At 68.5% G+C, this 12,250-nt stretch carries 11 protein-coding genes and 1 pseudogene; 9 read left to right on the top strand and 3 right to left on the bottom strand.

The genetic code is table 11. From position 1 onward, the window contains the following. The 3 genes from JMF90_RS07585 to JMF90_RS07575 all read left to right on the top strand — a co-directional run. Positions 1-571 (top strand): thiosulfate sulfurtransferase GlpE (locus tag JMF90_RS07585; protein ID WP_201325016.1); only part of this gene is annotated, 571 nt, incomplete at its 5' end. Between the two features lie 444 nt (positions 572-1,015). Further along, positions 1,016-2,398: an amino acid permease gene (locus tag JMF90_RS07580; RefSeq protein WP_011547725.1), complete on the top strand. Its 1,383-nt coding sequence runs from the start codon at positions 1,016-1,018 to the stop codon at positions 2,396-2,398. Between the two features lie 216 nt (positions 2,399-2,614). Then, entirely contained in the window at positions 2,615-3,550 is a 936-nt protein-coding gene (locus tag JMF90_RS07575; RefSeq protein ID WP_011547724.1) for a universal stress protein, read from the top strand. A gap of 282 nt (positions 3,551-3,832) precedes the next feature. Here the strand turns inward: JMF90_RS07575 and JMF90_RS40600 are convergent, their stop codons facing one another. Continuing rightward, on the bottom strand, positions 3,833-3,955 hold the full coding sequence (locus JMF90_RS40600; RefSeq protein WP_256858174.1) for a hypothetical protein: 123 nt from the start codon (positions 3,953-3,955) through the stop codon (positions 3,833-3,835). Between the two features lie 71 nt (positions 3,956-4,026). Then, positions 4,027-4,461: a hypothetical protein gene (locus tag JMF90_RS07570; protein ID WP_011547723.1), complete on the bottom strand. Its 435-nt coding sequence runs from the start codon at positions 4,459-4,461 to the stop codon at positions 4,027-4,029. 555 nt (positions 4,462-5,016) lie between these two features. Here JMF90_RS07570 and JMF90_RS07565 point away from each other — a divergent pair. Both JMF90_RS07565 and JMF90_RS07560 read left to right on the top strand, forming a co-directional pair. Next, positions 5,017-5,271 (top strand): DUF3562 domain-containing protein, encoded by a 255-nt coding sequence (locus JMF90_RS07565; RefSeq protein WP_011694735.1) that lies wholly within the window; start codon positions 5,017-5,019, stop codon positions 5,269-5,271. 201 nt (positions 5,272-5,472) lie between these two features. Beyond that, the gene (locus JMF90_RS07560) at positions 5,473-7,272 is read left to right on the top strand and encodes a methyl-accepting chemotaxis protein (RefSeq protein WP_011547721.1); all 1,800 of its coding nucleotides are present in this window, start codon (positions 5,473-5,475) and stop codon (positions 7,270-7,272) included. A gap of 43 nt (positions 7,273-7,315) precedes the next feature. On the opposite strand, the gene JMF90_RS07555 is transcribed toward JMF90_RS07560, so the two are convergent. Next, positions 7,316-8,356, bottom strand: coding sequence for a sigma-54-dependent Fis family transcriptional regulator (locus JMF90_RS07555; protein WP_011547720.1), 1,041 nt, complete (start codon positions 8,354-8,356; stop codon positions 7,316-7,318). A 395-nt stretch (positions 8,357-8,751) separates the two neighbouring features. Here JMF90_RS07555 and JMF90_RS07550 point away from each other — a divergent pair. The 4 genes and pseudogenes from JMF90_RS07550 to JMF90_RS07535 all read left to right on the top strand — a co-directional run. Then, positions 8,752-10,751 (top strand): annotated as a pseudogene (locus JMF90_RS07550) (ATP-binding protein). Between the two features lie 57 nt (positions 10,752-10,808). After that, positions 10,809-11,219 (top strand): BON domain-containing protein, encoded by a 411-nt coding sequence (locus JMF90_RS07545; RefSeq protein ID WP_006479042.1) that lies wholly within the window; start codon positions 10,809-10,811, stop codon positions 11,217-11,219. Positions 11,220-11,298: 79 nt separating this feature from the next. Beyond that, complete coding sequence (locus JMF90_RS07540; protein ID WP_011547718.1) at positions 11,299-11,844, top strand: hypothetical protein; 546 nt, start codon at positions 11,299-11,301, stop codon at positions 11,842-11,844. A 49-nt stretch (positions 11,845-11,893) separates the two neighbouring features. Further along, a partial coding sequence (locus JMF90_RS07535) for a DUF4142 domain-containing protein (protein WP_201325015.1) occupies positions 11,894-12,250 on the top strand: 357 nt, incomplete at its 3' end.

Below are 12,250 nucleotides of genomic sequence, written 5' to 3'. Positions count from 1 at the left end.
GATCGGCGGTGCGGCCATTCACGACCAGATCGTCCAGTTCGTGTTGTGGGTGCGCGCGAGCGGCGGCACGATTCTCGACGCGTTCCTCGCGATCTTCATCACGTTCCTGCTGTACCGCTGGGTGCGCCGCGTACAGTTCCGCCGCTATCTCGCACAGGTGCGCATCTCGCCGCCGCAGCTCGTCGAGATGATGACGTCCGACGAACCGCCGCTGATCTTCGATGCGCGGCCGAAGGCGATCCGCGACCGCGAGCCGTACCGGATCGCCGGCGCGGTGCCGGTCGATCTCGATTCGCCGGACCTGCTCGACCCGGAAGTGCTGAAGCGGCCGATCGTCGTCTATTGCGTGTGTCCGAACGAGGCGACTGCGAAGCGGCTCATCGCGAAGATGCAGCGCAAGAAGATGATCCACAACATCCGGGCGCTGAAGGGCGGCCTCGATGCGTGGGAAAAGCATGGCTATCCGGTCGAGCCGCTGCCGGCCGATCTGGATTCGTCGCGGTATTTCGTACGGCCCGAGCAGGGCGGGCTGGAGGGCGAGTATACGGTGCGGGCGACGTTGTCGAAATAAATACGCACACCGTTTTACGCGGATTTAAATCCGGTCACCCATTTCGCCCGCCGCGATTCTCCCAAAATCGCCTGGCGTGAAACCGCCGATCCTCCCTATAATCCCGCCTGCATATTGCGTGCGCGAAATGGCGCACATTCGACGCGCGTTCGTTCGCGCCGAAAGCGATGAATCCCGTTGCCGCTCGTCACGCGCACAGCCGCGTCGCGCGGGCCGCTCGGGTGTATTCGGTGAAAGGCTCGATCCGTTTTTCCGGATTGTTCCGGAAAGGTCGGATAATCCGCAGCAATTCCATCCGGATTGACGCGGTATCCGTGTCGTTTCTTATTCGGAAATCGACAGCGGCGATTATTTCGTTTTCGGCTGCCACAATCGGCATGAACGGGCGCGCATGGTCATCGATACAATGACGGCGGCCCGCTCGCGGCTGCCAAGGAGACGGATTTGAAACAACCAGAAGACCAGCTGCACCGCGGGCTGGAAGAGCGGCACATCAACCTGATGGCGCTCGGCGCGACGATCGGCGTCGGCCTGTTCCTCGGCTCGGCCACCGCGATCCGCACGGCCGGGCCGGCCATCCTGCTGACCTACCTGCTGGGCGGCCTCGCGATCTTCCTGATCATGCGCGCGCTCGGCGAGATGGCGATCACCAACCCGGTCGCCGGCGCCTTCAGCCGCTATGCGCGCGACTACCTCGGCCCGCTCGCCGGTTACCTGACCGGCTGGACCTACTGGTTCGTGTGGATCGTCACCTGCATGGCGGAAATCACGGCGGTCGGCGTCTACATGCACATGTGGTTCCCCGGCGTGCCGAACTGGATCTGGGCGCTCGCGGCGCTCCTCGCGATGGGCTCGGTGAACTTCATCGCGGTCAAACTGTATGGCGAATTCGAATTCTGGTTCGCGCTGATCAAGATCGTCACGATCGTGCTGATGATCATCGGCGGCGGGCTGATGATCGCGTTCGGTATCGGCAACGGCGGGGTCGCGACCGGCATCTCGAACCTCTGGTCGCACGGCGGCTTCATGCCGAACGGGATCAACGGCGTGATCGCCGCGCTCCCGATCGTGATGTTCGCGTATCTCGGCGTCGAGATGCTCGGCCTCACGGCCGGCGAGGCGCGCAACCCGGAGAAGTCGCTGACGAAGGCGGTGAACTCGGTGTTCTGGCGCGTGCTGATTTTCTACATCGGTGCGCTGTTCGTGATCATGTCGCTCTATCCGTGGGACCAGATCGGCACGCAGGGCAGCCCGTTCGTGATGACGTTCTCGCGGCTCGGCATTCCGGCCGCCGCCGGCATCATCAACTTCGTCGTGCTGACCGCGGCGCTGTCGTCGTGCAACAGCGGCCTGTTCAGCACCGCGCGGATGCTCTACAACCTCGCGCAGCAGGGCCAGGCGCCGGCCGCGCTCGGTCGCGTGAACCGCAGCGGCGTGCCCGTGTACGGCGTGGCCGTGTCGGTCGCGCTGCTGCTGATCGGCGTGTTGCTCAACTATCTCGCGCCGCAGCACGTGTTCACGTGGCTCACGTCGGTGTCGACGTTCGGCGCGATCTGGACGTGGTGCGTGATCCTGATCGCGCAGATGCGGTTTCGCCGCACGCTGTCGGCCGACAAGGTCGCGCGCCTGCCGATTCGCGTGCCGTTCTATCCGCTCGGTTCGTTCGTCGCGCTCGGCTTTCTCGTGCTGGTCGTCGTGTTGATGGCGTTCACGCCCGATACGCGCGTCGCGCTCGTGATCGGGCCGGTGTGGATCGTGCTGCTCGGGATCGCGTACGCGCTGTTCTACGCGAACCGTCCGGCCGCGTCGATGCCGACGAAGTCGTAAACGGAGGGAGCGGGCAGGGCGCCGCATGATCGTTGATCGCGATCATGCATGCGCGGGCCGGACGGCCTATGCTGAACGAACGCATTGCTTGTCCGCGCTTCGCGTGGCATCCCCCGATCCCCGCGACCGCGGCGGCTGTCCGGCCGCCGCGCGCCGCTGCCGCGCGAAGCTTCCGTCGTCGTTCAGCGACGACGCGCACGCACGGAGATCTTCGCCATGCAGACTGCCCAGTCCATTCCGACGCTCGCGCGGATCGCGCTGGCCGTCGACCCGACGCCCGAATCGCTGACCGCCGCGCGCTATGTGCGCACGCTGCTGCGCCCCGGCATGCGATTGCGCATCATTTGCGCGATCGACAATCCGCGCCTCGTGTTGCCGGACATTCCGCGCATCGACGCGCTGCTGACGTCCGCGCGCGAGGACATGATGCGCGAAGCGCAAGCCACTTGCGCGCGAATCGCGGCGCTGTTCGCCGACAGCGGCAGCGAAGTCGAACAGGCGGTCGTCGATACGTCGGTCACGGGCGGCTCGGTCGTGGACGCACTGGTGAACGATACGTCGACGTGGCACGCGGACGTGCTGGCGATCGGCGCAAATCCGCATCACGGGCTGTTGCGGCTCGTCGAAGGCGCGATGTCGGACACGCTGACGAAACGCGCGCGCTGCGCGCTGCTGATCGTGCCCGGCACCTACGCACGGCCGACGGACGGCACGCTGCAGCGGCTGATGTTCGCGGTCGACGGCAGCGAGCCGTCGCTGCATGCGGTGCGCGTCGGCCTCGGCTTCGCCGCGCCGGGGACGTTGCTGTATGCGGCGTACGTGATCGACCGTGCGGTTCGTCTGACCGATGTCGTGCCGGTGCGCGCGCTCGAGGATGCGTATCGCGCGGAGGGCGAGGACGCGCTCGCGAAGATCGGCCCGTTGTTCCACGCGACGGGCAATCCGACCAAGCGCGGCATCGTCGAAACGCATCCGACCAGCGATGACGTGGCCCATGCGCTGATGCGCGATGCCGTGCACTGGCGGGCAGAGCTGCTGGTGGTCGGCACGCATGGCCGTCGCGGCATCGCCGCCTGGTTGATCGGCAGCGTCGCACGACGCGTGGCGCACCTCGCGCAGGTGCCCGTGCTGCTGGTGCGTGGTGTGGAGTGAATCGCGCGTCGTTGCGATCGATGCGGCTCAGGATTGACCTGCATCAGAAACGCGACGCGCATCGCGTGAGACAGTGATGGAACGTCCGGTGGCGCGGCGGGTCTGTCGTGCTCGCACACGATCCCGCGCCTGCATGCGGGTAGCCATTTCCGCCGCATTCGCTTCCGTCACATCATTTCAGGAGCCGCGCCACGGGTTTATACGGCGCGTCATCCGACCGGGAACTCTCTGGCACGAGGGTAGGCAACCGACGGTTGCCTTGGAGGACGGGCGGGGTGCAAGTCACCCCGTCCGCTTTCCGCCTGGCCCCGTCGAATCCATTTCCGCAGCAAGGGGGTTGAATGCGGCCGCGTCGAGCGGCACATCATCGCGCGCGTTCGCTTCGATATGGATCGCGACGAACATGGACGCGTGCACGCAGCGCGCCGGTATGGCAGCCGCGCCGTGGCGCACGCAGCCATTGCACGGGACAGAGGTCAGAGGGTACGAAGAATGGATCGCAGGTCGTGCCGACGGCCCGCGCCGCGTCGTACCCGCACATGCGGACGCACGGCATGCAGCGGCGCGCACGCGCTGCACGTGCGGCTACGCAGACGATTCGCATGCGGCCAGCCGGGGCGCGCCTTGCGACGCAGCTCCGATCCGGCCGGCGCATCGGCCGCGTGTCGCGCGCAGAGCGCCGCGGCGAACCGCTGCAACGCGAGGACGGACCCCGCGACGCTCTGGTATTTTTCGCGGCCGATCTGCCCGTCGAGCGTGACGAGCAACCCGGCCTCGCGTGCGAGCGCGAGCAGGGTGTCGAGATCGTCGGACGGACGGTTGCCAGCCGACGCGGCCCGGGCGGGCAGGGCGTGCGCGTTGCCCGACGCGCGCCGCTGGCCGTCCCGGCCCGGTAAGTTGCGATGTGCCATGGTTGGTCTCCTGCGCCGGACCCCGCGTGCCGGCTCGATGGCCGACTGAGCGATGTTCCGGTATGAACGCCTGGTTCATGTGATCAGTATCGTGTGGCGAGGGCGCGCTGCCAAGCGGCGCGCGCTGAAGTCGCTGTCAGGAAATTGCGCGACGCGTATCGGAATCCGCTGACACGCGCGGCGGCCGGCCGGTCCGGCGCGTTCGTCCCCCATGAATGAACGGCACGCGGCGGGCGCCGCTTGACGCGTGATTTCGGCCGGTCTAAGTTCGCTTCTGCATCGGCGTCGCCCGGCGTTCCATCCGCCGCCCGTCGCCAGTGCCGCGCCCGGGGTGGCGTGGCAGGGCTTTCAGTTTCGTTCGCGGGCCATGTGCATCGCGAACCCCGCGCGGCCGGTTCGGTACGGCCAGTTTGGCAACGAACCGGCGCGGCGGCACGCAATGTGCCGTTGATCGCGCGCAAACACGCGTCGGCGCATCGTACGCCGCCCGTCTATCCAGTCTTTAAGCTTCCAGTACCGTCATCTTTTCGTTCCTCGACCGTCAGGAGTTCGTCGATGTCCAAGGACAATTTGCTCGATTCACTCAAGGAAGCCGCCGAACAGCGCGCGATCGGCGCGGATCAGCTGCGTGCAATGCTCGACGACGAAGTGCGCGCGCTGTCGTCCGGTGCGCGCGTGCACGACTACATCCACGTGTTCGCGATCCGGAATCTGCGCGAGCGGATGCGCCGGAAGGACGACTTCGACCGCGATACCCGGGCCGACGCGGCACCTGCGGACGACGATCCGCGTCCGAGCCATCGGTTGTAGCGGAGGGGAGCCGGGCGCCGAGACCGGCGCGCCGCCCGTCCATCGAATCCGGCCATCCTGACGATTCGCCGACAGGCGTCGACGCGTTTCGTCATACGTTTCATTGAATTGTCACAACGACCTCAAGTAAGCGGTGCGATTTGCCGTTTACCCGGTGAATTCGTCCACCGGGCGTTCCCGCTCCCTTACCGAGTCGTTGCCATGTTCTCGTCCATTCGCGCCCGCATCCTCGCCGCGTGCGTCGCCATCGTCGTATTCGCGCTGGTCGCGTCGACCCTGATCAACTATTTCATCGCACGCTCGTACAACGACGACGCGATCGACCGCAACCTGACCTCGGTCGCCAGCGGCCACGTGGTCGGGATCGCCGACTGGGTCGCCACCCGCAGCCGGATGATCGCGTCGCTGCAGGACGCCGCGCTGACGCCCGATCCGCTGCCCGTGTTCAAGCAGATGGCCGCGGCCGGCGGCTTCACGAACGTCTATGCGGGCTACGCCGACAAGGCGTTCCACTTCTCCGACCCGACCGGCATCCCGCCCGATTACGACCCGACCGGCCGCCCGTGGTACAAGCAGGCCGCGCAGGCCGGCAAGCCGGTCGTCACGCCGCCGTACGTCGATGCCGGCACGGGCAACCTCGTCGTCACGTTCGCGGTGCCGATCCTGCGCGACGGCGCGCTGAAGGGGGTGGTCGCCGCGGACCTGTCGATGGACAGCGTGATCGCCAACGTGAAGTCGATCCGCCCGACGCCGACGAGCTTCGGGATGCTGGTCGACAGCAGTGGCCACGTCGTCGCGCACCCGGACGCCAAGCTCACGCTGAAGCCGGTCGCCGACGTCTCGCCCGAACTCGGCTCGCTGGGCGTGGCCTCGATCGCGGCGGCGAATGCGCCGGTCGAGGTCGGCGTCGGCGGCGACGCGAAGCTGGTGCGCGCGAAACCCGTGCCGGGTACCGACTGGTACGCGCTGGTGCTGCTCGACAAGACCGAAGCGACGGCCGGGATGCGTTCGCTGCTGACCGCATCGCTGATCACGCTCATCGTGATCGTCGGCGTGGCGTCGCTGATCATCGGCGCGATCACCGCGACCGCGTTCCGCCGCCTGTCGCAGGTGCGCCAGGCGATGGCCGCGATCGGCTCGGGTGCCGGCGACCTGACGCGGCGCCTGCCGGCCGACGGCCGCGACGAAGTCGCCGACATCGCGCGCTCGTTCAACAGTTTCATCGACAAGCTGAACGACGTGATGCGCCAGATCCGCGACGCCAGCGAATCGGTGCGCACGGCCGCGAACGAGATCGCGGCGGGCAACCAGGACCTGTCGTCGCGAACCGAGTCGGCGGCGGCGAGCCTCGAGGAAACGGCCGCGTCGATGGAAGAGATCACCGCGACCGTCGGTCAGTCGGCGGCGGCCGCCGGCCAGGCCGACGAACGTGCGGCGGCCGCGTCGCGGATCGCGTCGCACGGCGGCGTGGTCGTGTCGGACGTGGTCGCGACGATGGGGAAGATCGAGGAAGCGTCGGGCCGGATCGGCGACATCATCGGCGTGATCGACGGGATCGCGTTCCAGACCAACATCCTCGCGCTGAACGCGGCCGTGGAAGCCGCCCGCGCGGGCGAACAGGGCCGCGGCTTCGCGGTCGTCGCGCAGGAAGTGCGCAGCCTCGCGCAGCGCAGCGCGCAGGCCGCACGCGAAGTGAAGGTGCTGGTCGAATCGACGGTCGCGAGCGTGTCGGCCGGGTCCGGGCAGGTGCGCCAGGCCGGCGACACCATGCGCGAGATCGTGTCCAACGTGTCCAACGTGACGACCATCATCTCCGAGATCACGCACGCGGCGAACGAGCAGACGCGCGGCATCCAGGAAGTAAACCGCGCGGTCAGCCAGCTCGACGAAATGGTGCAGCAGAATGCAGCGCTCGTCGAACAGTCGACTGCGGCGGCCACCGCGCTGCAGTCGCAGGCGAACGCGCTGGCGACGACGGTCGGGCAGTTCAAGGTCGCCTGACGCAACTGGCGGCCGACGGCCCGCGGCATGCGGGCCGCGCCGCTCACGAATCGTCCTGGTCGCGCATCAGCGCGAGCCGGTTGTAGAGCGTCTTCAGGCTGATGCCGAGCGCCTTAGCCGCGCGCGGCTTGTTACCGTCGAAGTGACGCAGCGTCTCCGCGATGAAGCGTTGCTGCGCATGGTGCAGCGTCGCACCGACCGGCAGCGCCATCGCGCCTTCCGACGTGCTCTCGGCTGCCGGCAGCGCCTGCTTCGGCAGCGCGACGTCGATGCCTTCGTCCGCCAGGATGTACGCGCGCTCGATCGTGTTGTGCAGTTCGCGCACGTTGCCGGGCCACGAATACGTGCGCAATGCGGCGATCGCCGCGTCGGTCAGCCGCTTGTGCGCGCGATGTCGCGCATTCAGCGTGTCGACGAATTCCTGCGCGATCGTCTCGACGTCGCCGTCGCGCTGGCGCAGCGGCGGCACGTAGATCGCGAACGCGGCGAGCCGGTAGAACAGGTCCTCGCGCAGCCGGCCGTCGCGCACCGCCTCGGCGGGATTGTGGCGAGTGGCCGAGACGAACCGCACGTCGATCGGAATCGGCTCGGTGCCGCCCACGCGCACGATCGTGTTCGACTCGATCGCCCGCAGCAGCTTCACCTGCAGCGCCGCCGGCATTTCCGCGATTTCGTCGAGCAGCAGCGTGCCGCCGCGCGCGGCTTCGAAGAAACCTTCACGCTGCGTGATCGCGCCGGTAAAGCTGCCTTTTTCGTGCCCGAACAGTTGCGCCTCGGCAAGCTCGGCCGGAATCGCGCCGCAGTTCATCGGCACGAACGGGCCGTCACGCCGCGCGCTCAGATCATGCAGCCGACGCGCGACGATATCCTTGCCGACCCCGCTTTCGCCGGCAATCATCACGCTCGCGCGGGTCGGCGCGATTTTCTCGATACGGCCGAGCAGCGTGCGCATCGCGGCGGACCGGCCGGACAGCCGGCGACCGTCTGCACGCTGCTTCGTCCGGTTGGCGGATTCACCCATAGGCGTTCGCGGGCCGTTTTGAAAAACGGCATCACACGTTCCGTTGATTGCAATATTTATCATCGACAGCGAAACGACCGCGAAGGTGCCGCCGAATAGAAATTTCCAATGTGCGCAGCGTGAACGAAAGAAACGGGCGATCACTTTTTTGCAGGCCGTGCCGTGACGCCACGTCCGCGTCGGAACCGGCGCTTTTTTACAGAAACCCGATGAAAAAAGCGGCCGGCCACACATTACGGCGGCGTGCGACGGCGCGGGGACGCGAGGGAGACGATCCACCACGCAGCCAGTGCGGGCGCAGCGCCCAGCGGCCATTGCCGCGACCGTGAGGTGCGAGCGCCATCAGGTACGTTGTTTGCTGGCGTTTTCACGCTCGCCCGGCGCGTTCGACGGCACGCCGCATGGCCGACAGGGGGCATGCCTCCGCACGACGACAGCCGGCGCGATGCAAGGATGCAATGACGACTCTGACCCGTGAGGTGTTCCGGCAAGGTGCATGGGTCGTACTGGCCGTCGGGCTCGCGACCGCGCTGCAGGCGTGGGCGATTCGGGCTGTCGGCGAGCACGCGCCCTTTGCGCCGCTGCCTTTTTACGCAGGTGTGGCGGCCGCCGCATGGCTGACGTCGTTCGGCGGCGGCCTCGCCGCGACCGCCGCCAGTGTCGGCGTGATCGGCGCATTGTGGTGGCGCGACGCGCCGCTGGCGACGCTGTTGGCGCAAGCCGGCGCGTTCGTCGCGATCGGCTTCGTCGAATGCGTGCTGGTGGCGACCGTGAAGCCGCTGCTCGCGAATGATCGATTGCGGGACATCGGCGACGACGATAGCGATCCGTACCCGCCGCACCGCGAGCCGTCGTCCGTCGCGAGCCTATCCGACGACGGGCTGCTGCGCCGGGTGGTCGATGCGTCGCCCGATGCAATCGTCGGGACCGATGCCGCGCGCCGGATCACCAGCTGGAATCCGGCCGCCGCCAGCATCTTCGGCATCGATACGGCCCAGGCGAACGGCCGCGATATCGTCACGATGATCGCGCGCGCTGGTTGCGCCGGCACGCGGTGCCCGCGTCGTTCGCGGACCTGCGCGCGCCGGTCGGGCCGCTCGACGTGCTGTGCGTGCGCCCCGACGGCGGCCGTTTTCGCGCTACGTTCGCCGCGTCGCCGATCATCGACGGGCAGGGCCACTGCGCGGGCCTGTCGCTGACGCTGCGCGAAGCGGGCGAACGCCGCCGCAACGAACGCCACCACCTTCGCTCGCTGCGCGGCGCCCGCGACGCGCGCGTGCAGGCCGACGCGTCGAACCGGCTGAAGGACGAGCTGCTGGCGACGGTGTCGCACGAGCTGCGCACGCCGCTGAACGTGATCTACGGCTGGGTCGAGGTACTGCGCAACGCCGACGGGCAGGGCTTCGCGCAGCAGGCGGTCGACGCGATCGATCGCAGCGCGCGGTCGCTGTCGCACATGGTCGCCGACCTGCTCGACGCCTCGTCCCTCGCGACCGGCCGGCTGCGTCTCGAACGCGTGCCGGTCGACCTCGTGCGGATCGTGCGCGACGCCGCACGTGAACTCGACGCGACCGCCCAGGCGAACGGGCTCGTGCTGTCGACGGAATACGCGATGCCGGCCTGCGTGATTCCGGCGGACGGCGAACGCCTGCGCCAGCTCCTGTCGAACCTGCTGTCGAACGCGATCAAGTTCACGCCGCCGGGCGGCCGCATCAACGTGTCGCTGACGCGCGCCGGCGAGCGCGTGCGGCTGTCCGTCTCCGACACCGGGCAAGGTATCGCGCCGGAATACCTGCCGCACCTGTTCGACACGTTCAGCCGGCCGGAAGGCGCGTTCACGTCGCCGAAGCGGGGCCTCGGGCTCGGCCTGTCGATCGTGCGCAACATCGCGCAGCTGCACGGCGGCGAGGTAATTGCGACGAGTGCGGGCGCCGGGCGCGGCATGACCGTCACGGTGACGCTGCCGGCCGGCTGGGACGCCGACGATCCGACGGAGCAGCCGTCGCGGACGAAGGGCGCGTCCGACACGGTCGCGCTCGACGGCCAGCGCGTGCTGGTGGTCGACGACGACGCAACGTCCCGGACCAGCCTTGCGGCAGCGCTCGAAACGATGGGCGCACAGGTATCGACCGCGCGGTCGGGGCACGATGCGCTCGAAGCGGTGGAGCGGCAGCCGCCGAGCGTCGTGCTGTCGGATCTCGCGATGCCGGACGGCGACGGTTACTGGCTGCTGGACCGGATCCGGCGCTTGCCGAACGGCGGCGGACATCTGCCGGTCGTCGCGGTGACCGCGCACGCCGGCAAGGCCGACCGGCGCCGGGTGATGGCCGCGGGGTTCGATGCGTATCTGTGCAAGCCGGTCGACATGCCGACGCTCGCGAGCGTGATCGTCGACGTCGTACCGGATGACGCGGGCGACACGGGAGACACTGGAGACGGGAAGCCGCGCCAGCGGTAGCCTGCCGTATCCATACGGCGCGGCGGCGGGTGGATCGCATACGAAAAAGGAGGCACGATGGACGCAACGGAAAACACGCGGCACGACCGCACCGGCGGCAAGCCGGCGCGCACGCGACGCAGGACGCCGGCCGTGCCGATCGCGAGCATACTGATGCTGTCGTGTGCATGGATCGCGACACCCCGCTACGCATCGGCCGAGGAGGGCACGCGTGCGAAGCTCGCGAGCCAGGCGTCGGCTGTCGGGGGCCAGATCCGCGATGCGACGCTCGCGTCCCGTGTCAGGGCCGCGCTCGTCGCCGAACGCGGTCTGGCCTCCGGCGACATCGACGTGCAGGTGCGTGACCGCGTGGCCGAGCTCACGGGCAACGTGCCCGACGAGCGGCAACGCGCGACCGCGATCCGCGTCGCGCACGACGTCAGCGGCGTGAGCGGCGTGCGCGACAAGCTGCAGATCCGCCGGAAGTAACGTGATGCGCGGGCCAGCGCCGGGCCGATTGGGCGTCGCGCGCCCGCGACCCTGCGCGTCACCGGGCAGGAGGTTCGACATGGACACCATCATCGCGGGCCGTTTCTCTCGGCTCGAGCAGGCGGAACGCTGCGCGGAACAATTGCGCGGCCACGCCATGCACCGGGACGACGTGAAGGTCTTCTTTCTCAATCCGCCTGGACAGCACGCGCTGTTCTGGCTTGGCGGCGACGTCTATGCGGACTCCGCCGCGCGGCCGGGCGGCCTCGGTGCACTGGAGGGCGTGGCCATCGGCGCGATCGTCGGGCTCGCCGGGGCCGCGCTGCTGTATCTGGGCGGGCTGCATTCCCCGCTCGCGTGGATCGGCGTGCCGCTCGTGGGCGGCTATGTCGGCGCGTTGTGCGGCGCGCTCAGCCGAATGCGCGGCGATGCGCCGGAGGGGCACGGCGCGCTGAAACAATGCGAAAACGGGGTGGTGCTGGCCGCGCACGTGACGCGGCGCACGATCACGTTCGCGGAGCGGACGATGCTCGCCGCCGGCGCGCTGTCGGTGGAGCGCACCGAGGGCGCGTGGCACAACGGCGCGTGGACCGATTTCTTCTCGTCGGCCCATCGTCCCGCGTGACGGCAAGCCGCACCGAGGACCCGCTCCGTCGCACGACACGGAGGCCCGGATGAGCACAAACCGAACAATCCGGAGGATGAAGCGGGGCGGGCGTCGGCCAGTGGCGGTCGTCACGCTGACTGCCGCCGCCGGCGTCCTGACGTTCGCGTTCTCGCACGCGCAAGCGCCGCCCGCTTCGTCCGCGCAGGTCGCGCCGGGCGTCATCCGTCCCGGCCCCACCGCCGACGAGCCCGGCCTGACGCAGCGGCCGATCGGCATCGACGCCGAGTTCGTCGACAAGGCGGGCATGCTCGGCAAGGTGGAGCGACAGGCCAGCCAACTCGCGCTCGACCGTTCGTCGAACGCGGACGTGAAGGCCTTCGCGCGCCGAATGCTCGACGATCACGCGCGTATCGCGGACGAATTG

This window comes from Burkholderia sp. E168m23 (assembly GCF_016586125.1).
GTDB classification, from domain to species: domain Bacteria; phylum Pseudomonadota; class Gammaproteobacteria; order Burkholderiales; family Burkholderiaceae; genus Burkholderia; species Burkholderia orbicola.
The sequence above is the reverse complement of the archived record's forward strand: the minus strand, read 5'-3'. Positions and strand labels throughout refer to the sequence as shown.

Coding starts and splice junctions, on each gene's coding strand:
- JMF90_RS07545 (WP_006479042.1), top strand. CDS start 10,809: ATGGACGCAACGGAAAACACGCGGCACGACCGCACCGGCGGCAAGCCG.
- JMF90_RS07555 (WP_011547720.1), bottom strand. CDS start 8,356: ATGATAAATATTGCAATCAACGGAACGTGTGATGCCGTTTTTCAAAAC.
- JMF90_RS07540 (WP_011547718.1), top strand. CDS start 11,299: ATGGACACCATCATCGCGGGCCGTTTCTCTCGGCTCGAGCAGGCGGAA.
- JMF90_RS07560 (WP_011547721.1), top strand. CDS start 5,473: ATGTTCTCGTCCATTCGCGCCCGCATCCTCGCCGCGTGCGTCGCCATC.
- JMF90_RS40600 (WP_256858174.1), bottom strand. CDS start 3,955: ATGTTCGTCGCGATCCATATCGAAGCGAACGCGCGCGATGATGTGCCG.
- JMF90_RS07565 (WP_011694735.1), top strand. CDS start 5,017: ATGTCCAAGGACAATTTGCTCGATTCACTCAAGGAAGCCGCCGAACAG.
- JMF90_RS07570 (WP_011547723.1), bottom strand. CDS start 4,461: ATGGCACATCGCAACTTACCGGGCCGGGACGGCCAGCGGCGCGCGTCG.
- JMF90_RS07575 (WP_011547724.1), top strand. CDS start 2,615: ATGCAGACTGCCCAGTCCATTCCGACGCTCGCGCGGATCGCGCTGGCC.